Raw genomic sequence first — 19,708 nt, forward strand, 5'->3', positions numbered from 1 at the left:
CGCTGCGCGCTCCCGGCTACGGGCGTCGTAGGCGCGGGAGCGGGCAGTAGCGCTCGCCACCTTCGGCGGCAACGGTCGGCCCGGGCGCGATCTCCGTGAAACCCGCGTCGTGCACCACCGGCAGCCCGCTCGTCATCAGCTCCGCCCACCGGTCCGCATCCGCCGTGCGCACCGACAGCGCGAAGCCGTCCGCGCGCCACGCGGCGCGTGCCGCGTCGTCCAGCGCCCACCACGCCAGCTGCGCACCGTGCCCCGCCTGGGCCATCGCCTTGCCCGCCGACATCTCCAGCGCCGGGTTCAGCCACAGCACCGGGCGGTGCGCGTCCGGCGGGGCCACCGGGTCCGCGTCCGCCAGCTCCGTGCCCGAGACCTGCAGCTTGACCAGCTCCTTGGGCCAGCCGTCCAGCGGCACCGGCGGGAAGACCCGCACCTCGGCCGCCTCGCCGTGCACCGTGATGCCCGGCAGTGCCGACGCCTTGCGCCACTCCGCCCCGCGCGCCCGCCGCACCACCTTGCGGATCCGGGTGTCCTGCCAGTTCCGCACGGCCTGCGCCCACTCGCCGTCCGGCTCGGTCGCCCGCTCGTCCGCCAGCAGCACCAGCACGGCCCGCGCCGCGGTCTGCAGCGCGTCGGTACGGGCCGGGGGAGCGGTCTTCTCGATCCGCACCACCAGCGGCAGCACGTACTGCGGGGCGTCGTCGCGCGGATCCTCGGGGACATCGGTGCCGGTCATCGCTCCAGTCTGCCAGCCGGCCCGGGCGGGTTACGGTGTGGGCCATGAGACTGGAGGGGGTGGGGCGCCGTCACCGGACCGGCGGCCCCTGGATCGTGCGGGACGTCGCCCTCGACGTGCCGGCGGGAGCACTGATACGGATTCACGGCGCCAACGGCAGCGGCAAGTCCACCCTGCTCCGCCTGATCGCCGGCATCGACACACCCAGCACCGGCCGCATCACCGGCCGGCCGCCCACCGCGTACGTACCCGAACGCTTCCCCCCGGCCCTGCCGTTCACGGCCGCCGGCTACCTCACGGCCATGGGCCGCGTCCACGGACTGCGCCGTGGTGCGGCCGAGCGGGCCGGTCGCATCTGGCTGGAACGCCTGGGCGCCGGGCCGTACGCCGACACCCCGCTCGGCGAACTGTCCAAGGGCAGCAGCCAGAAGGTCGCCGTGGCCCAGGGACTGCTCGCCCCGCCCGGCGGCCTGCTCGTCCTCGACGAGGCCTGGACCGGCCTCGACCCCACCTCCCGCGAGGTCCTGGACCGCACGGTGACCGAACGCGTCGCCGAGGGCACCGCCGTGGTCTTCGTCGACCACGACCCGCACCGGCTCGCGGGCCGCCCCGACGCCGTGTACGAGGTGGTGGGCGGACGGGTGCAGCGGTCGGCCGTCCCCCTCGACGAGCGACCGCGGGTACGGGTGGAGGTCCAGGGGGCGCCCGGTCTCCCGCTGCCGGACGGCCTCCCCGGAGACCCGCAGACCCACGGCCACCGGCTCACCGTTGCGGCCGAACACTCCGACGCGCTGCTGCACGCCCTCCTGACGGCCCGGCCGTCGTGGCACATCCGCAGCGTGACGCCGGTGGAGAAGGAAGAACGCCCGTGACGGCACTGATCGGCTATCAGGCCGCCCTCCTGCTGCGCTCGCACCGGTGGCTGCCGCCCCTGCTGCTGTACGCCGCCTTCGTCGCCATCGGCGTCCGCACCGGGGAGCCGGTCCTCGACGCCTACGGCTGGGCGGCCACGGCCCTGGTGCCGGTGGGCGCATGGCTGGTCCGCGTGTGCGTCACCGGCGAACCCGACGCGGCCCGCGACTGCGTCGCGGCCGCGTTCGGCCCCCGCCGCGCGCACCTCGCCGCGATCCTCACCGCACTGGGCGCGACGGTGCTCCTGGGCACGGTCGGCACGGCAGCCGTCGCCCTGATCGGCGACCCGCACAGCGCCGACCACCGGGTGGCGGTGCCGGCCGGGCCGGCGGCAGCCGCAGGCCTGCTCACGGCCCTGACCTGCGCCCTGCTCGGCGCGGCCGCAGGAGCCCTGTGCAACCGCCCGCTGCTGCGCAGCACGGGCAGGGCGGTGCCGGCGACGATGCTGGCCGTCTTCGCGGTGCTGTTCGCGGGCGCCTCCCCGGCGAGGGCGGCGGTGACGGGACTCGTCACGGGCTCCCACGACGGGGTGGTACGGATGCCGGTGCCGGCCCTGGGCGGTGCGGTGGTCGTTGCCGCGGTGGCGACGGGCGTCGCGTGCGCGGCGAGCGGGCGGCGCCGGGGGTGAGACGTCCCGCAGATGCGCTGCCGCGGGGTGGGCACGAACCGGCCGGCATCAGGCGACGGCTTCCGCCAGCAGCTCCACGAAACGTGCCGCCGCCCCCGTCAGTTCCACTCGCGTGAACGCCGCCAGCTCGCGGCGCCACGCCGGGTCGACCGGGACCGTCGCCGTGCCCGGTGTCGTGGCCGCCAGGTGGGTCGGGGCCGCGACGATGCCGACCCCGGCCGCCGCCATGCGGACCGCCGTCGAGGAGTGCTCGGTCTCCAGTGCCGTTCGCGGGGCGAAACCGGCCCGTGCGCACACCACGTCCAGCCAGCGCCGTCCCTCCACCAGGGGTTCGAGCGCGCAGCGCACCCACAGGCGGTCGGCGAGGGCGGGGAGAGGAACGGGGTGCGGGCGTCCGGTCAGGGGGTCGTCGACGGAGGTGACGACGACGATGTGCTCCTCGCCGACCGCAACGACCGGGCCGTGCCAGTCGTGCGGCCGGGGGCCGACGGCGAGGTCGGCGACGCCGCGTTCGACGCCGTCGCGCAGGTCCTCGGAGGTCACGTACTCGTGCAGGTGCAGCCGTACGCCCGGGACCTCGCGCCCCCAGCGGGCCAGGACCGGCGGCAGGACGCCGACGGCCAGCGCGTGCAGCGTGGCGACGTGCAGTTCGCCGCCCTCGGCGCCGGCGGCGGCGCGGGCGGCGCGTCTGGCCTGGCCGGCGCTGCGGACGGCGCGTTCGGCGTGGGGGAGGTAGGCGCGGCCCATGGGGGTCGGCCGGACGCCGTGCGCGAGGCGTTCCAGCAGCGGGCCGCCGGTCTCGCGTTCGAGCGCCTTGATCTGGTGGGAGAGCGCGGACTGACTGACGTTCAGGCGCTCGGCGGCCCGGGTGAAGGACTGCTCCTCGACCACCGTGACGAGGTATTCCATCTGCCGCAGGCTCACCGCAGGCCCCCCATGAACAGCCTTCATCGAACCGATCGAAACATTGCGTTGGACTCATGATCCCCGACGGCCGGAAGGTGAGGGCATGGATGAGACCGACGTCATCGTCATCGGCGGCGGCACGGGCGGCTACAGCACCGCCCTGCGCGCCGCGGCCCTGGGCCTGGAGGTGGTCCTCGCCGAACGCGACCTGGTGGGCGGCACCTGCCTGCACCGCGGCTGCATACCGAGCAAGGCGATGCTGCACGCCGCCGAGCTCGTCGACGGGATCGCCGAGGCGCGCGAGCGCTGGGGCGTACGGGCCCGGCTCGACGGGATCGACTGGGATGCCCTGACGGCGACCCGGGACGACATCGTGCGCCGCAACCACCGCGGCGTCGAGGGCCACCTCGCCCACGCCGGCGTCCGCGTCGTCCGCGGCTCGGCCGCCCTCACCGGCACCCGCACCGTCCGCGTCACCACCGCCGGGGCGGTGCAGGAGTACCGCGCCCGGCGCGGGATCGTGCTGGCCACCGGTTCGCGGCCGCGCCCGCTGCCGGGCCTGCGGCCCGACGGGCAGCGCGTCGTCACCAGCGACGACGCGCTGTTCGCCCCCGGTCTGCCCGGCTCGGTGCTGGTGCTGGGCGGCGGGGCGATCGGCATCGAGTACGCCTCGCTGCACCGCTCGACCGGATCCGCGGTGACCCTGGTGGAGGCGGCCGACCGGCTGCTGCCACTGGAGGACGCCGACGTGGGCCGCCACCTGGCGCGCGGCCTGAAGAAGCGGGGCATCGAGGTGCACACCGGCGCCCGGCTGGAGGATGTGCGCTCGCACGAGGACGGCGTACGGGCGACCCTGCGCACCGCCCGCGGCGCCGTCCACGAGCTGCGCGCCGACCGGCTGCTGGTGGCCGTCGGGCGCGAGCCCGTCACCGACGGGCTCGACCTGGCGGCGGCCGGACTGGCCACGGACGCCCGCGGGTTCGTCGCCCCCGCCGACTGGGCGCGCCTGGAGACGGCCGTGCCCGGCATCCATGTGGTGGGCGACCTGCTCCCGCCGCCCTCGCCGGGCCTGGCTCATGCCTCCTTCGCCGAGGGGTTGCTCGTCGCCGAGACACTCGCCGGACAGACCCCCGGCCCGGTGGACTACCCGGCCGTACCGCGCGTGACGTATTCCAGCCCGCAGACCGCCTCGGTCGGCCTGACCGAGCACGGTGCCCGCGAGGCGGGCCACGACGTGGTGTGCTCCACCATGCCGCTGACCGCCGTCGCCAAGGGCATGGTCCACGGGCAGGGCGGCATGGTGAAGGTCGTCGCCGAACGCGGCGGCCGGGTCCTGGGCGTGCACCTGGTGGGCCCGCACGTCTCGGAGATGATCGCCGAGAGCCAGCTGGTCGTCGGCTGGGAAGCGGAGGCATCCGACGTGGCCCGCCACATCCACCCGCACCCCACCCTCTCCGAGGCCGTCGGCGAGGTCATGCTCACCCTGGCCGGGCGCGGGCTGCACCAGCAGCGCACCTGACGGCGCGTCGGAAAACCGGTGGCTCCGCACGGCGGCCCGCCCCTACCGTGACCGGGCCGCCCACCGGAAGGAACCCCATGAGCGAACTGGTCGTCCGCGCCCTCACCGAGCACGACACCGCCCTGTTCACCACCCTGCCCGACCCCGGCCTCGTCGGCCGGGCCGCCTTCGGCCACCGCTACCTCCCGCGCCACGAGGGCGGCGAGTACCGCCCCGAGTGGACGTGGGTGGCCCTGCGCGACGGGGCCGTCGTCGCCCGCGCCGCCTGGTGGGCGGGGCCCGACGACACCGCACCCAAGGCGCTGGACTGGTTCGACTTCGCCGACGGCGAGCAGGACGCCGGCGCCCTGCTGCTGCGCAGCGCCCCCTTCCGCGCCGAGTACGCCCTGCTCGTCCCGCCCGGCTGGCGGGAGCTTTCGGACGTACGGGCCGCCGCGCGGGCCCGTATCGACGCGGCGGTCGCGGCCGGCCTGAAGCCGCTGGTCGAGCGGTACCGCTACGAGTGGACGCCGTCCTGCGGACTGCCGGAGCAGCCCGGCCGGCTCCTCTTCCGGCCCGAACCGGACGACGCCGTCGTACGCGACGTGCTGCGCCGCACCATGCACGGCACGCTGGACGCCCACGACACCAGGAACATCGCCGAACACGGCATCGAGGCCGCCCTCGACGAGGCCATGGGGATCTGGAACTGGATGCCCTCGCCCCGCGCCTGGTGGCGCCTGGCCCACACCCCGGCCGGCGAGGTCGTCGGCCTGCACATCCCCGCGCACAATCCCGTGAGCCCCTGCATCGCCTACGTCGGCGTCGTCCCCGAGCACCGCGGCCGCGGCTACGCCTACGACCTGCTCGCCGCCTGCACCCACGACCTGGCCGCCCACGGCGCCGAGAAGATCGCCGCCGCCACCGACCAGGGCAACCACCCGATGGCCGCCACCTTCGCCCGCGCCGGCTACCCCGTCACGCAGGAGCGCATCGACCTCGTTCCCTGAGATCTCGTTCCTTGAGATCTCGTTCCCTGAGATCTCGTCCCCTGAGACCTCGTTCCCTGAAGCCGGTCCCGGGCGGCACCATGGAGGGGATCGCCGCCGCAGGACGCCGGAGGGAGCCGTCGTGCTGTTCGAGGTGTGGGCGCCCGGGGCCGGCGCCGTGGACGTGCTGGCCGACGGCCGCCGCTATGCCATGGAGCCCGACCCCGGCCGCGCCGGCTGGTGGCGCCGCGAGGCGCCGACCGCCGACGGCAGCCGCTACGGCTTCGCGCTCGACGGCGGGCCCGTGCGCCCCGACCCGCGCTCGCGCCGCCAACCCGACGGGCCCGACGGGCTCAGCGCCGTCGTCGACGTCTGCCGCTTCCCCTGGCGGGAGCGGCCGGGCGGGTGGGGCGGCCGCCCACTGCCCGGGGCCGTCCTCTACGAGCTGCACGTGGGCACCTTCACCCGCGAGGGCACCTTCGCCGCGGCCGCCGCCCGCCTGCCGCACCTGGCCGATCTCGGCGTCACCCACGTCGAGCTCATGCCCGTGTGCCCCTTCCCCGGCACCCACGGCTGGGGGTACGACGGCGTGGCACCCTGGGCCGTGCACGAACCGTACGGCGGGCCGCACGGGCTGGTGCGCTTCGTCGACGCCGCCCACGACCTGGGCCTGGGCGTGGTCCTGGACGTCGTGCACAACCACGTCGGCCCCTCCGGCAACCACCTGCCCGCCTACGGCCCGTACTTCACCGACACCCACCACACCCCCTGGGGCGCCGCCGTCAACCTGGATGCGCCCGGCTCCGACGAGGTGCGCGCCTACCTCACCGGCAGCGCACTCGCCTGGCTGCGCGACTACCGCCTCGACGGGCTGCGCCTGGACGCCGTCCACGCCCTGCACGACACACGCCCGAAGCACTTCCTCGCCGAACTCTCCGGCGCCGTCGACGCACTGGCCGCCCGCCTGGGCCGGCCGCTGTTCCTCGTCGCCGAGTCCGACCTCAACGACCCGCTGACCACCACCCCCCGCCCGGCCGGCGGCCTGGGCCTGCACGCCCAGTGGAACGACGACTTCCACCACGCCCTGCACACCGCGCTCACCGGCGAGTCCCAGGGCTACTACGCCGACTTCGCCGCCGACCCCGCACACGCCCTCGCCAAGACCCTGCGCGGCGGCTTCTTCCACGACGGCACCCGCTCGTCCTTCCGCGGCCGCCCGCACGGCCGCCCCCTCGACACCCGCACCACCCCCGCCCACCGGCTGCTCGGCTACGCCCAGACCCACGACCAGATCGGCAACCGCGCCCGCGGCGACCGGCTCACGGCCCGCCTCACGCCCGGACAACTCGCCTGCGCCGCCACGCTGGTGCTGTGCGCGCCCTTCACCCCGATGCTGTTCATGGGTGAGGAGTGGGGCGCCCGTACGCCCTGGCAGTTCTTCACCGACCACACCGACCCGCAGCTGGCCGAGGCCGTGCGCACCGGCCGCCGCCGGGAGTTCGCCGCCCACGGCTGGGCGGCCGACGCCATACCCGACCCCCAGGACCCGGCCACGCGCGAGCGCTCCTGCCTGGACTGGGACGAGGCTCGCCGCGCACCGCACGCGGCCCTGCTGGCCTGGTACCGGCGGCTGATCGCCCTGCGCCGCACCGAGCCGGCCCTGACCGACCCGGACTGGCACTACGAAGCGCTGGACGTCACCCCGCACACCGTCCACCTCGCCCGCGGACCGGTGCACGTGGCGGTGAACCTCTCGGCCGAAGCGGCCCGCATCCCGCTGGGCCCCGCGGCGGCCGGGGCCGAGCTCCTCGCCGCCTGGCAGCCCGTCCCCCCACCGACCCCGGACGGCACCCTGCGGCTGCCCCCGCACACCCCGGCCGTGCTGCGCTTGCACCACTCCGGCGACGAGACGGACCCTTGAAGTGAGGTGGGCACCAGTGACGCAAGGGAGTGAGGCGTCATGCGCACGCTGCTCAGGGCCCGGCTGGACACCGCGGCCTCCAACGAGAGCATTCGCGACGGCACGATGCCGGAGGTGATCGAGGAGCTCCTCGGACAGCTCAAGCCCGAGGCCGCCTACTTCACGGCGATGGACGGCGGCCGCACGTGCCTGCTCGTCTTCGACCTGCAGGACCCCTCGCAGATCCCCTCCGTCGTCGAACGGTTCTTCCTCAACGCCGATGCGGAGGTCGAGCTGTACCCCGTCATGAACGCCGACGACCTGCGCAAGGGCCTGGCCGCCCTGGGATAGGCGGCCAGGACCGGCGTCGGCCCGTCAGCCCTGTTCCGGCTCCAGGCGCAGGGAGATCGAGTTGATGCAGTAGCGCTGGTCCGTGGGCGTGGGGTAGCCCTCGCCCTCGAAGACGTGCCCGAGGTGGGAGCCGCAGCGGGCGCAGCGGACCTCGGTGCGCACCATGCCGTACGAGCGGTCCTCCAGCAGCTCGACCGCGTCCGTGTCCTTCGGGTCGAAGAAGCTGGGCCAGCCGCAGTGGCTCGCGAACTTCTCCGTGGAGCGGAACAGCTCCGCCCCGCACGCCCGGCAGCTGTAGACGCCGGGCGTGGTGGTGTCGGTGTACTCCCCGCGGAACGCGGGCTCGGTGCCGGCCTCGCGGAGCACCCGGTACTCCTCGGGGCTCAGCTCGGCCCGCCACTGCTCGTCCGTCTTGTCGACCTCGTACGGCATCTCGTCCGTCCTCCCGGATCAGCTCTCCAGGCGGGCCAGGATCCGCGGACCGAGGTCCGTCACGTCGCCCGCCCCCATGGTCAGAACCAGATCGCCGGGCCGGGCCATTCCCGCGATCACGCCGGGGACGGCCGCCATGTCGTGCTCGGGGCGGACGTCGGCGCCGGCCTGCCGCGCCGCATCGATGATCATGTCGCTGGTGACGCCGGGGATGGGGTCCTCGCGGGCCGGGTAGATGTCGAGCACCACGGAGGCGTCGGCCAGGGCGAGCGACTGCCCCATCTCGGTGCCCAGCTCCTGGGTGCGGCTGAACAGGTGCGGCTGGAAGACGACCAGGACGCGGGCGTCGGCGGCCGCCCCGCGGATGGCCTCCAGGTCCGCGGTCATCTCGGTGGGGTGGTGGGCGTAGGAGTCGATGACCTGCACCCCGCCGGCCTCGCCCTTGAGCTGCAGGCGGCGGCCGACGCCGGTGAACTTGCCGAGCGCGGCGGCGAGGTCGTCCGCCGGGACGCCGAGGGCGGCGCCCGCGGCGAGCGCGGCCACGGCGTTGTGCGCGTAGTGGCGGCCGGGGACGCTGACGCCGAAGGTCAGCTGCCTGCCCTTGAGGTCGACGGTCACCTCGCTGGTCAGGCCGCGGGGGGTGACGTCCAGGACGCGCACGTCGGCGTCCTCGGCCTCGCCGTAGGTGACGACGTGCAGGTCGCTCCGGCCGGCGACGCGGGCGGTCAGCTCGCGGGCGCCGGCGTGGTCGGCGCTGACGACGAGCGTGCCGCCCGGGCGGACGCGGCCGACGAAGGTCTCGAAGGAATCGTAGATCTCCTCCATCGACGCGTAGTTCGCGTGGTGGTCGAGCTCCACGTTGAGGATGATCGCGACCTCGGGCGCGTACTTGTGGAAGCTGCGGTCGCTCTCGTCCGCCTCGGCGACGAAGATCTCGCCGTTGCCGTGCCGGGCGTTGGTGCCCGGGCCGTCGAGGTCGCCGCCGATCGCGTACGAGGGGTCCAGGCCGAGTGCGGCCAGGGAGACGGCCAGCATCGAGGTGGTGGTCGTCTTGCCGTGCGTGCCGGCCACCGCGATCGGGCGCAGGTCGTCCATCAGGCGGGCCAGGGCGTCCGAGCGGTGCACGACCGGGATGCCGCGCTCGGCGGCGGCCGCGAGCTCGGGGTTGTCGGCGCGGATGGCGCTGGAGACGACGACACAGGTGGCGTCGGCCGCCAGGTGCCCGGCCGCGTGCCCGATGTGCACGGTGGCGCCCAGGGCGCGCAGGGCCGCGGCGGTCGCCGACTCCTTGGCGTCGCTGCCGGCGACGGACGCGCCGCGCTGGGCGAGGATCTTCGCGATGCCCGACATGCCGGCACCGCCGATGCCGATGAAGTGCGGTCGTTCCATCGTCGCCGGGACGGCCGGTGCCATGTGCGGTGCTCCCTGGGTCGTGTGCGGGGTGGTGCCTGTTCCTGTTCGGAAACAGGAACAGGCCGATTCTTGCACCCTCCCGGAGCCGGCCCCTCACACCGCCCTGATCAGCCCCGCGGCCAGGCCCGCCGCGACGGCCGCCGTACGGCTGTCGACGCCCAGTTTGTCGTAGATGTGCACCAGGTGGGTCTTGACCGTGGCCTCGCTGATGAAGAGCCGCTTGGAGATCTGCCGGTTGGGCAGGCCCTCGGCCACCAGCCCCAGGATCTCCGTCTCGCGCGGCGAGAGCGCGGGCCGGCCCCCGGAGCGCACCCGGCCCAGCAGGCGGGCGGCGACGGGCGCGGCGAGGACGGTCTCACCGCGCGCCGCGGCGTGGACCGCGGCCGCGACCTCCTCGGGCGGGGCGTCCTTGAGCAGGTAGCCGGTGGCGCCGGCCTCGACGGCGGCCAGGATGTCGGCGTCGGTGCTGTAGGTGGTCAGGATCAGCACGGCCGGCGGGGACGGCAGGGCGGTGATGCGCCGGGTGGCCTCCACGCCGTGCATGCCGTCGCCCATCTGCAGGTCCATGAGGACGACGTGCGGGCGCGCGCCCTCGGCGAGCAGCCGCAGCGCCTCGGCGCCGTCGCCGGCCTCGCCCACGGCCGTCACGTCCGGCAGCTCGTCGACCATGGCGCGCAGCCCGCGCCGCACCACGGGGTGGTCGTCGACCAGGAGAACCCCGATGGTGCCGGTGGTGCCGCTCATGCCGCCGCTCATGCGGCCTCCTTCCGGAGGGCGCGCACCGGCCGGTCCGCCGCGCCGTGACCGTCCTCGGCGGCGGTTCGCCCGCCGGAGGGGGCCGGCACGGTCGCCGCGATGGCCGTGCCCTCGCCCGGGGCGGACTCGACGCTCAGAGTGCCGCCCAGCTCCGCGATGCGCTCGCGCATGCCGTGCAGGCCGAAGGTGCGCCGGCCCCCGGCCGGCACGTCGCCGGGGGCGAAGCCGGTGCCGTCGTCGTACACGTCCAGGGCGACCTCCCCGTCGAGGTACGCGAGCGTCACCGCCGCGTGCTCGGCCCGGGCGTGCCGGGCGACGTTGGCGAGCGCCTCCTGCGTCAGGCGCAGCAGGGCGACCTCGGTCTCGACCGGCAGCGGGTACGGCTCGCCGTCGAGACGGAAGACGGCGCCGGGCACCGTACGGGCGGTCACCCGGCGCAGGGCCTCGGGCAGCGGGGCGTCCTCCAGGGCCGCCGGGGTGAGGGCCGCGACGAAGCGCCGGGCCTCGTCGAGGTTGTCGGCGGCGGTACGGCCGATCTCCCGCACCCGCTCCAGCGCCCCCTGCGGCCCGGCCGTCTCGGCGGCGCGGGCGAGCAGCACGATGCTGGACAGGCCCTGGGCCAGGGTGTCGTGGATCTCCCGGGCCAGGCGCTGCCGCTCGGCGAGCCGGCCCGCCTCGCGCTGGGCCGCCGCGAGCTCGTCGCGGGTGCGCACGAGGTCGTCGATGAGCCGCTGGCGCCGGCGGCTCTCCCGGTACAGCACGGCGTAGCCGTACCCGGTGAGGATGGCCACCGCCGCCCCCGCGACCGGCCCGACGACCTTGGCGGCCGTCAGCCCGCCGGGACCGGCCGCCTGGGCGGCCACGACGGCCCCGGTGGCCGCCGCGACCGCCGGGTGCGCCCAGCGCACCGGCATGGCGTGCAGGTACAGGAAGAACAGCGGGAAGGCCAGGTAGCTGAAGCCGCGGTCCATGGCCAGCAGGACCAGCCACAGGGCGGTGACGACGGCGAGCCACAAACCCGGGCGGCGCGCGCCGCGTCGCACCACGCCCACGGCGTACGCAGCTGCCAGCGCCAGGGCGGGCAGCAGGGTGACCGGGGGCTCGGAGCCGGTGACGACGGGCGCGAGGGCGACGGCCAGCAGGGCGTAGAAGGCGCAGTGCAGGGCGAGACGGACAAGCCGCAGCGCGGGCATGTCCGCGACGACGTCGGAAGGGCTCGTTCGGCTCACCCCATCGAGCGTACGGGCCCGTGAACGGGGCCCTCGCGGCGTCCCCATCAACCGTTCGATTGATTTCCGGGTGCACCGGACGTACGGCAGCCGAACCGCTCCTTGCCCCGATGGCAGGCCCGCGCGCCCGCGCGAGGGTGGAGGCGTCGTCTTCTCGAAGGGTTGTGCCTGGTCGTGTTCGTCGCGCTGCGTGACATCCGTTTCGCCCGGGGGCGCTTCGCCCTCATGGGCGCGGTCGTCGCCCTCATCACCACGCTGGTGGTCTTCCTCTACGGGCTGACCGACGGCCTGGCCCGGGAGGCGACGTCCGCGATCGCCCGCCTGCCGGCCGACCGGATCGTCTTCGGCGCCCCGGCGGGGGCCGCACCCGAGGTGTCGTTCGCCAACAGCACGGTCGACGCGCAGCAGGCCGAGGCCTGGCGCCGGGCACCGGGCGTGCGGTGGGCGGAGCCGGTGGGCGTGGCGATGACCCGGCTGACGGCCGGCGGCTCGGCGGCCTCCGTGAGCGTCCTCGGCGTGCCCGCACGGCTGCTGCCGCCCGTGGCCGCGGGCCACGGGCCGCAGGACGGGCAGGTGGCGGTCGGTGAGCGCACCGCCCGCGACCACGGGCTGCGCCCGGGCGACCGGATCACGCTCGGCACGCGCGAGCTGACCGTCTCCGGCATCACGGCCGACCGCTCGTACGGGCACGCGCCCGCCGTGTGGACCACCCCCGCCACCTGGCAGGAGGTCGGCCACCTGCGAGAACCCACCGCCCTCGCGGTCGGCGGCCCCGGCACGCCCGGGGGCGCCGCGGCCCGCACGACGCAGGCCGTGGCCCGGGCCGAGGCGCTGGACGGCATCGACGGCTACGCGGCCGAGCACGGGACGCTGCGCATGGTCCAGGGCTTCCTCTTCGTGGTCAGCGCGCTGGTCGTGGGGGCCTTCTTCACGGTCTGGACGGTGCAGCGCCGGCCCGACGTGGCGGTCCTCAAGGCCGTCGGCGCGAGCAGCGGCTACCTGGTGCGCGACGCGCTCGGACAGGCGGCGGCCGTGCTGGTCGCGGGCGCGCTGACCGGGGCCGGTGCCGGAGCACTGGGCGGGGTGCTGGCCGCGGCGGCCGTGCCGTTCGAACTGAAGGCGGCCACGGTCGCCGTACCGGTAGGAGCGATGGTGCTGCTGGGGCTCGCGGGGTCCGCGCTCGCCGTACGCCGCATCACCTCCGTCGACCCGCTGATCGCCCTGGGAGCCTCCCGATGACCGCCCTCGCCCTCGAAGACGTCGACCTGACCTACCCCGACGGCGACGGCGGCCGCCGGCTCACCGCCCTCGACGGCATCCGCCTGACCGTCGCACCCGGCGAGCTGGTGGCGGTCGCCGGACCCTCCGGCTCCGGCAAGTCCAGCCTGCTGGCCGTGGCGGCCACGCTGCTGCGCCCCGACACCGGCCGGGTCGTCGTGGCCGGCCAGGACACGGCCGGGCTGCGCCCACGCGCCCTGGCCGCCCTGCGGCGCGACCGCATCGGCATCGTCTTCCAGCAGGCCAACCTGCTGCCGTCCCTGACCGCCGAGGAACAACTCCTGGCAGTCGCCCACCTGCGCGGCGCACCGCGCGACCGTGCCCGGGCACGGGAGCTGCTGGAATCCGTGGGCCTGGCCGCCGCCACATGGCGGCGCCGCCCCCACCAGCTGTCGGGCGGCGAACGCCAGCGGGTGAACATCGCGCGAGCCCTGTACGGGCAGCCGTCGGTGCTGCTGGTCGACGAACCGACCTCCGCCCTGGACCGGGCCCGCGGCGAGGCGGTCACGGACCTCCTGGCCACGGTGACGCGCCGGCACGGGACGGGGACGGTGCTGGTGACGCACGACACGGGCCTGCTGGGGCGGGCGGACCGGGTGCTGCACATGGTGGACGGCCGGCTGGGGTAGGACACCGGGCTGCGCCCGGTGTCCTCGATCGGGGTCCGGGGCGGAGCCCCGGGATCAGCCCGCCGCAGGCGTCTCCGTCTCCGTCTCCGGCTCCGCTTCCCCGTCCGCATGCGCGTACAGCTTCAGCACCGGCACCCCCACCTTGTGCCGCGCCCGCGACGCCCAGTCGCGGTGGAAGAACTCCTCCACCAGGTGCGGAGCGGTCAGCACGATGACCTCGTCGGCATGCGTCTGCTCCACCACGGAGCGCAGCAGATCCAGCGGGTGCCCGTCGATGATCTGGCCCACCGCCTCGCATCCGGCGTCCCGCAAGCGGCGTAGGGAGTGCTCCAGGGCGAGGGCCGCGGGGCGCAGGGCGGCCTCGCCCTCCGGTTCGTCGGCCTCGTGCAGGGCGCGCTCCAGCTCGCCGAGGGCGACGTCGTCGATGGCGCGCAGCAGCCGGTCCTCGTCGCCTCTGGGGCGCATGAGGACGACGAAGGACATGTCGTCGTCGTGGAGGGTCGTGACGAATTCGACATCTGCCGCCGACAGTGGCTGCTCGATCATCAGTACGCTCGTGAACACGGTGGGAGCCCTTCTTCTCCATGGGCCACCGGGCCCCTACAGAACCCATCCTGCGCGTGCTCCCCGGGAGCACGCCTGTTTTGATGCTGTGCCCTCAGGGGATTGTCTGACTCAATTCTGCCCGCCGGAAGAGAAGCGGAACGGAAAATTCCGTCTATTGTCAGATCCTTGCCGAGCCATGACGCTCCCCGTGGTCGGGGATCCTGCGGTAGCGGGTGAACAGGAAGCCGGCGTCCTCCAGCATCGATTCCAGCGAGAACCGCGCCGGCACCGCCAGCGGTGGTCCCGCCATGATCCGGGGTGCCGTGCCGGTGGCCACCATCGGTGCCAGGGACAGGCACATCTCGTCCAGTACTCCGGCCGAGGCGAACTGCCCCAGCAGCCGGGGGCCGCCCTCGGTGAGCAGCCGGGTCAGGCCCCGCTCGGCCAGCAGCGCCGGTACGCGCGCGGCGTCCACCTCGCGCCCCTCGCCCGCCACGACCACCTCGGTACCCGCCGCGCGCGCGGCGGCCACGCGCTCCGCCGGGGCGGCCGCGCCCGTGAGCACGACGGTGGGCACCAGCGGGGAGGTGAACAGCGGCAGCGTGAAGTCCAGGGCGAGCCCCGCGCTCACCACGGCGATCACCGGCGCGGGCCCCTGTCCGAGCGCGGCCCGGCGCGCGGCGAACGCCTCCCGGGCCCGGGTGGGCCGGTAGCCCTCCTGGCGTACGGTCTCGGCGCCGACCACGACCGCGTCCGCGAGCCCGCGCAGGGTGCCGAAGATCCGCATGTCGGCCGCGGAGGACAGCGGCTGCGAGCGTCCCTCGTGGTGCGCGGCCCCGTCCAGGGACGAGACCATGTTGGCCCGCAGCCACGCGCCCCCGCCGCCGTGCTCCGGATAGGCGTACAGGTCGGCCAGCTCGTCCAGCCCCCACTCGCGGTCCTCGAGATCGGCGGGGCTGACGGGGTACGGGAACAGGCGTCGCATAGGCGGCAGTGTGACACGGCTCGCCCCGTGCGGAACCGCCCCTCCCCCCTGCCGCGGGCTAGGCTGGACGGCTGTGTCAACCTCCATCGCACCGTCCACCGGCTCGACCGGCCCTTCCGGCTCCACAGGCACCGACGCCGTGGCCGCAGAGCCCGTCGCGCTGACCTCGCGCGCCCCGCACGTCCCCGCCGACCGCCTGGTCGCCGAGATGGTGCCGCCGCCGCGCTTCGACGCCGTGCGCTTCGACACGTACATCCCCGACCCCAAGCAGCCCAGCCAGACCGAGGCCGTCGCCACGCTGAGCGGCTTCGCCGCGGGCCTGGGCACTGCCGCCGGCGGCAGCGGCCGCAAGCGCTGGTTCCGCCGCGAGCCGAAGGCCGCCGCGCCCGCCGGCCCGCGCGGCGTCTACCTCGACGGCGGCTACGGCGTCGGCAAGACCCACCTGCTGGCCTCCCTGTGGCACGCCACCCCCGCCCCCCGCGAGCAGAAGGCGTTCGGCACGTTCGTCGAGCTCACCAATCTCGTCGGCGCGCTCGGCTTCCAGCAGACCGTGCAGACCCTGGGCGGGCACAAGCTGCTGTGCATCGACGAGTTCGAGCTGGACGACCCGGGCGACACCGTCCTGGTCTCCACCCTGCTGGGCAAGCTCGTCGACGCCGGCGTCGCGCTCGCCGCCACCTCCAACACCCTGCCGGGCAAGCTCGGCGAGGGCCGCTTCGCCGCCGCCGACTTCCTGCGCGAGATCCAGGGCCTGTCCGCCCACTTCCGCCCCCTGCGCATCGACGGCGAGGACTACCGTCACCGCGGCCTGCCCCAGGCCCCCGCCCCCTACGACGACGCCACCGTCGAGCGGGTCGCCCACGCCACCCCCGGCGCCTCCCTCGACACCTTCCCCGACCTGCTGGACCACCTCTCCAAGGTGCACCCCAGCCGGTACGGCGCCATGTGCGACGGGATCCGGGCCGTGTGCCTGACCGGCGTCGAGCCGGTGCCCGACCAGTCCACGGCGCTGCGCCTGGTCGTCCTCGCCGACCGGCTCTACGACCGCGAGGTCCCGGTGCTGGCCTCGGGTCGCCCCTTCGACGAGCTGTTCGGCAAGGACATGCTGGAGGGCGGCTACCGCAAGAAGTACTTCCGGGCCATCTCCCGGCTGACCGCGCTGGCCCGTGACGCGAAGGGGCTGGCCGAGGGGTAGCGTTCCCCCGTGCCGCTGCCACGCTCCCGTACCCTTTTCCGCTCCGCGCTCGCCGCAGTCGTGCTCGGCTGCGCGCTGACCGCCTGTGGCGGCGGTACGCAGCCGGGGAAGCCGGCGGCGGCCCCCTCCGCCCAGGGCGGCTCCTCCCCGCGCGCGGCGTCGTCCTCGGCGCCGTCCGCCGTCCCCACGCTGCCGCCCGGGCCGGACGGCGCCACCCCCGTCTTCTCGCACGGGCGACGGGATGGGGCCAAGCGCGTGGCGCTGACCTTCGACGCCGACATGACGGCCGATCAGGGGCCGCGGGCGGCACGCGGCGAACACTTCGACAACCCCGAGCTGATCGCGACGCTGCGGCGGCTGAAGGTGCCGGCCACCGTCTTCATGACCGGCCGGTGGGCGGAGCAGTACCCCGACCAGGCCCGGGCGATCGGCGCCGACCCGCTCTTCGAGGTCGCCAACCACTCCTACAGCCACCACGCCTTCACCCAGCCCTGCTACGGCCTGCCGGCCGTCCCCCGTGGCACGGCCGTCACCGACGTCCAGCGCGCGTTCGACGCCTTCCGGCGGGCGGGGGTCGAGCACGTGGTGCCGTACTTCCGCTTCCCCGGCGGCTGCCACGACGCGGCGATGCTCAAGGAACTGGCACCGGTGAAGGTGACGGCCGTCCAGTGGGACGTGGTGAGCGGGGACGCTTTCGCCAAGCACGCGGGCCCCGTGGCCGACCAGGTGCTCTCCCAGGTGAAACCGGGATCGGTGGTCGTCATGCACTGCACCCGCAGCGCGGCCCCGACGACGGAGGAGGCGCTACGACGCGTCGTACCGGAGCTGCGGGCACGCGGCTACGAACTTGTGCGCGTCTCGGACCTTTTGCCCCGCCCCTGACCTCCGGCCGACAGAAGGAGCCCCATGTCCCTGCCCGTCATCGGGGAGTTCGTCCTGTGCGGCCTCGGCGTCACGGCGGCGTTCACCGGCTGACGCCCCGGCCGGCCGCGGGGCTACCCGCCCCGCACCAGCAGCGCCACCGACTCGTCCAGCCGGACACGGCCCTCGTGCGTGCGCCCGGTCAGCACGTCCCGCCACTCGCCCCCCGGCAGCGCAAGGACCGTGTCCCCCGCCGCCCGGTGCGGCAGGCGCACCGCCGCCGCGATCACCGACCCCGCCCGGGTGAACGCCACCACGTGCTGCGGTGACGGCAGTGGCTCGTACGTCGCCTCCGGGCCGAACCACTGCGGATGGGCCCGGCGCAGCCGCAGGGCCGTGCGGGTCAGGTGCAGCTTCTCCGCGGACAGACCCTCCGCCGTCCCGTCGAACCGGAGCGGTCGCCGGTTGTCCGGGTCGACGAGTGCCGCGTACACGCGCTCGGTGCCCATGTACACGTCCGGTACTCCCGGCATCGTCAGGTGCAGCAGTGTCGCCCCCAGCACGTGTGCCCGTACCGCCGGTGCGGTTGCCCGGGTCAGGGGGGCGAGCTCGGCGTGGGCGGGGCCGCCGGGGCCGGTGGTGACGAAGGTGCGTACCGCCTCCTCGTACGCCGCGTCCGGCTCCGTCCACGTCGTCAGCAGGGCCGCCTCGCGCACGCTCTTCAGCACGGCCGGAACCAGCCGCTCCGCGTCGGCGGTGCCCAGCCCGAAGGCGGTCTGCCAGGCGGTCCAGGCCACGTGCGGGTCGGGGCCGGGGACGGCCGCCCACAGCTGCTCCATCAGGTCCGCCCACGCGCGCGGGTGGGCGGTGAGCGCGGCGATGCGGGCGCGCACGTCCGCGCTGCGCTTGGTGTCGTGGGTGGTGAGCACCGTTGCGGTGGCCGGCCAGTCGTGCTGCAGCCGGGCGCAGAAGGCGTGGAACTCCTCGGGGGTGACGGCCGGGCGGTCGGGGCTGCCGCCGACCTCGTTGGCGCTCAGCAGGGGCACGTAGCGGTAGAAGGCGGTGTCCTCGACGGATTTGGCGCGCAGGGCCGAGGCGGTCTGGGCGAAGCGGGCGCAGAAGTCGCGCTGGTCGGGGCCGTCGCCGAGGCGGCCGAGGGCGGCATCGCGCACGAGTTCGACGGCGGCGGCCTCCTCCGGGACGGGGAAGGCGCCGCGGGCTTCCTGCGCGGCCGTCTCCAGCAGGGCCGCGTCGGCGGGGGCCGGGGGTCGGCCGGGCAGGGCGTAGGGCCGGTAGACGGGCAGGCGGACGAGGATCTCGCGCAGGGCGGTGCGTATGGCCCAGGGCGCGTGGTCGCGCAGCCGGTGGTCGCTCTCGCACAGGCGCAGCGCGGTGCGCACGAGCCGCTCGGCCTCGGCGGCGAGCTCGTGGGTGATCACCCGGTAGGCGGCGCGCCGTACGGTGGCGGGCCAGTCGCCGCCCCGGTCGGGCGGGCAGGCGGTGAAGGCGCGGTAGGCGCCGGCGAGTTCGCGGGCGCCCTCGGGGTCGGTGAAGAGCCCGTCGAGGTGGCGCAGGGCGTCGTAGCCGGTGGTGCCGGCGACGGGCCAGCCGGCCGGCAGGTGCTCGTCGTGGGCGAGGATCTTCTCCACGACCGTCCACCGGCCGCCGGTGGCGTCGTCGAGCCGGGCGAGGTAGCCGGCCGGGTCGGCGAGCCCGTCGGGGTGGTCGACGCGCAAGCCCTCGATGACGTCCTCGCGCAGCAGGCGCAGCACGGTGGCGTGGGTGGCGGCGAAGACGTCGGGGTCCTCGACGCGGACGGCGATGAGGCCGGAGACGGTGAAGAACCGCCGGTAGTTCAGCTCGGTGCGGCCCAGCCGCCACCAGGCGGGCCGGTACCACTGGGCGTCGAGCAGCTCGGGCAGGGGCAGGCGCTCGGTGCCCGGCCGCAGCGGGAAGGCGTGCTCGCCGTGGCGCAGCACGCCGTCGTCGCCGACGGTGAAGCGCTCCAGCTCCTCGCCGAGCCGCCCGGCGAGGACCGGCAGCAGCACCTTGCCGCCGTGCTCGGCCCAGTCGATGTCGAACCAGCGGGCGTAGGGGGAGGCGGGCCCGTCGCGCAGCACCTGCCACAGGGGGCCGTTGAGGTGCTCGGGGGCGGGCACGGCCATGTGGTTGGGCACGATGTCCACCACCAGGCCCAGCCCGTGCGCCCGGGCGGTGCGGGCCAGGGAGCGCAGCCCCTCCTCGCCGCCGAGTTCCTCGCGCACCCGCGTGTGGTCGACCACGTCGTACCCGTGGGTGGAGCCGGGGACGGCCTCCAGGACGGGGGAGAGGTGCAGGTGGGAGACGCCCAGCCCTGCGATCCGCGGCACGGCGCGCTCGGCCGCCGCAAAGGGGAAGGCCGGCTGCAGCTGCAGCCGGTAGGTGGCCGTCGGTGGTGCCCAGCTCTTCCGCTTCACAAGAACGTATG

Annotated in this window: 19 protein-coding genes; 10 read left to right on the forward strand and 9 right to left on the reverse strand. The window is 75.2% G+C overall.

The window, feature by feature from the left end; genetic code table 11:
- Window positions 1-16 precede the first annotated feature (16 nt).
- Window positions 17-733: a peptidyl-tRNA hydrolase gene (locus AB0K17_RS04440; protein WP_365967033.1), complete on the reverse strand. Its 717-nt coding sequence runs from the start codon at window positions 731-733 to the stop codon at window positions 17-19.
- A gap of 44 nt (window positions 734-777) precedes the next feature.
- Here AB0K17_RS04440 and AB0K17_RS04445 point away from each other — a divergent pair, with 44 nt between their 5' ends.
- Both AB0K17_RS04445 and AB0K17_RS04450 read left to right on the forward strand, forming a co-directional pair.
- Window positions 778-1,605, forward strand: a complete 828-nt coding sequence (locus AB0K17_RS04445; RefSeq protein WP_365967032.1) for an ATP-binding cassette domain-containing protein — start codon at window positions 778-780, stop codon at window positions 1,603-1,605.
- Window positions 1,602-2,273, forward strand: a complete 672-nt coding sequence (locus AB0K17_RS04450; protein WP_365967031.1) for an ABC transporter — start codon at window positions 1,602-1,604, stop codon at window positions 2,271-2,273. The genes AB0K17_RS04445 and AB0K17_RS04450 overlap by 4 nt, the downstream gene beginning before the upstream one ends.
- Before the next feature lie 48 nt (window positions 2,274-2,321).
- Here the strand turns inward: AB0K17_RS04450 and AB0K17_RS04455 are convergent, their stop codons facing one another.
- Window positions 2,322-3,197, reverse strand: a complete 876-nt coding sequence (locus AB0K17_RS04455) for a LysR family transcriptional regulator (RefSeq protein ID WP_365967030.1) — start codon at window positions 3,195-3,197, stop codon at window positions 2,322-2,324.
- Between the two features lie 85 nt (window positions 3,198-3,282).
- Between AB0K17_RS04455 and lpdA the strand changes: the two genes are divergently transcribed.
- The 4 genes from lpdA (at window position 3,283) to AB0K17_RS04475 (ending at window position 7,917) form a co-directional block, all read left to right on the forward strand.
- Complete coding sequence (gene lpdA, locus AB0K17_RS04460; protein ID WP_365982066.1) at window positions 3,283-4,698, forward strand: dihydrolipoyl dehydrogenase; 1,416 nt, start codon at window positions 3,283-3,285, stop codon at window positions 4,696-4,698.
- A 77-nt stretch (window positions 4,699-4,775) separates the two neighbouring features.
- On the forward strand, window positions 4,776-5,687 hold the full coding sequence (locus AB0K17_RS04465) for a GNAT family N-acetyltransferase (RefSeq protein WP_365967028.1): 912 nt from the start codon (window positions 4,776-4,778) through the stop codon (window positions 5,685-5,687).
- Window positions 5,688-5,808: 121 nt separating this feature from the next.
- Entirely contained in the window at window positions 5,809-7,587 is a 1,779-nt protein-coding gene (treZ, locus tag AB0K17_RS04470) for a malto-oligosyltrehalose trehalohydrolase (protein WP_365982067.1), read from the forward strand.
- 39 nt (window positions 7,588-7,626) lie between these two features.
- On the forward strand, window positions 7,627-7,917 hold the full coding sequence (locus AB0K17_RS04475) for a hypothetical protein (RefSeq protein ID WP_344433627.1): 291 nt from the start codon (window positions 7,627-7,629) through the stop codon (window positions 7,915-7,917).
- Window positions 7,918-7,941: 24 nt separating this feature from the next.
- Here the strand turns inward: AB0K17_RS04475 and msrB are convergent, their stop codons facing one another.
- The 4 genes from msrB to AB0K17_RS04495 form a co-directional block, all read right to left on the reverse strand.
- Window positions 7,942-8,349 carry a peptide-methionine (R)-S-oxide reductase MsrB gene (msrB, locus tag AB0K17_RS04480; protein ID WP_365967026.1) on the reverse strand — a complete coding sequence of 136 codons (408 nt, stop codon included), beginning with the start codon at window positions 8,347-8,349 and terminating at the stop codon, window positions 7,942-7,944.
- An 18-nt stretch (window positions 8,350-8,367) separates the two neighbouring features.
- On the reverse strand, window positions 8,368-9,762 hold the full coding sequence (murC, locus tag AB0K17_RS04485; RefSeq protein ID WP_365982068.1) for a UDP-N-acetylmuramate--L-alanine ligase: 1,395 nt from the start codon (window positions 9,760-9,762) through the stop codon (window positions 8,368-8,370).
- 93 nt (window positions 9,763-9,855) lie between these two features.
- A complete protein-coding gene (locus AB0K17_RS04490; protein ID WP_365982228.1) occupies window positions 9,856-10,506 on the reverse strand; it encodes a response regulator transcription factor in 651 nt (216 codons plus the stop codon).
- A gap of 8 nt (window positions 10,507-10,514) precedes the next feature.
- On the reverse strand, window positions 10,515-11,747 hold the full coding sequence (locus tag AB0K17_RS04495; RefSeq protein WP_365982069.1) for a sensor histidine kinase: 1,233 nt from the start codon (window positions 11,745-11,747) through the stop codon (window positions 10,515-10,517).
- A gap of 174 nt (window positions 11,748-11,921) precedes the next feature.
- On the opposite strand from AB0K17_RS04495, the gene AB0K17_RS04500 reads away from it, so the two are divergent.
- Both AB0K17_RS04500 and AB0K17_RS04505 read left to right on the forward strand, forming a co-directional pair.
- A complete protein-coding gene (locus tag AB0K17_RS04500) occupies window positions 11,922-12,986 on the forward strand; it encodes an FtsX-like permease family protein (protein ID WP_365982070.1) in 1,065 nt (354 codons plus the stop codon).
- Window positions 12,983-13,654, forward strand: coding sequence for an ABC transporter ATP-binding protein (locus AB0K17_RS04505; RefSeq protein WP_365967021.1), 672 nt, complete (start codon window positions 12,983-12,985; stop codon window positions 13,652-13,654). Before AB0K17_RS04500 ends, AB0K17_RS04505 begins: the two co-directional genes overlap by 4 nt.
- Before the next feature lie 54 nt (window positions 13,655-13,708).
- On the opposite strand, the gene AB0K17_RS04510 is transcribed toward AB0K17_RS04505, so the two are convergent.
- Window positions 13,709-14,218 (reverse strand): indole-3-glycerol phosphate synthase, encoded by a 510-nt coding sequence (locus AB0K17_RS04510; RefSeq protein ID WP_365967020.1) that lies wholly within the window; start codon window positions 14,216-14,218, stop codon window positions 13,709-13,711.
- A 160-nt stretch (window positions 14,219-14,378) separates the two neighbouring features.
- Window positions 14,379-15,185 carry a pyrimidine reductase family protein gene (locus AB0K17_RS04515; RefSeq protein WP_365982071.1) on the reverse strand — a complete coding sequence of 269 codons (807 nt, stop codon included), beginning with the start codon at window positions 15,183-15,185 and terminating at the stop codon, window positions 14,379-14,381.
- Window positions 15,186-15,324: 139 nt separating this feature from the next.
- Here AB0K17_RS04515 and zapE point away from each other — a divergent pair, with 139 nt between their 5' ends.
- Window positions 15,325-16,380 (forward strand): cell division protein ZapE, encoded by a 1,056-nt coding sequence (gene zapE, locus AB0K17_RS04520; RefSeq protein ID WP_365982229.1) that lies wholly within the window; start codon window positions 15,325-15,327, stop codon window positions 16,378-16,380.
- A 9-nt stretch (window positions 16,381-16,389) separates the two neighbouring features.
- A complete protein-coding gene (locus tag AB0K17_RS04525) occupies window positions 16,390-17,262 on the forward strand; it encodes a polysaccharide deacetylase family protein (RefSeq protein WP_365982072.1) in 873 nt (290 codons plus the stop codon).
- Window positions 17,263-17,375: 113 nt separating this feature from the next.
- Here AB0K17_RS04525 and treY read toward each other — a convergent pair whose 3' ends face one another.
- Window positions 17,376-19,697: a malto-oligosyltrehalose synthase gene (gene treY / locus AB0K17_RS04530; protein ID WP_365967017.1), complete on the reverse strand. Its 2,322-nt coding sequence runs from the start codon at window positions 19,695-19,697 to the stop codon at window positions 17,376-17,378.
- Window positions 19,698-19,708: the final 11 nt, after the last annotated feature.

This window comes from Streptomyces sp. NPDC049585 (assembly GCF_040675615.1).
GTDB classification, from domain to species: domain Bacteria; phylum Actinomycetota; class Actinomycetes; order Streptomycetales; family Streptomycetaceae; genus Streptomyces; species Streptomyces luteosporeus.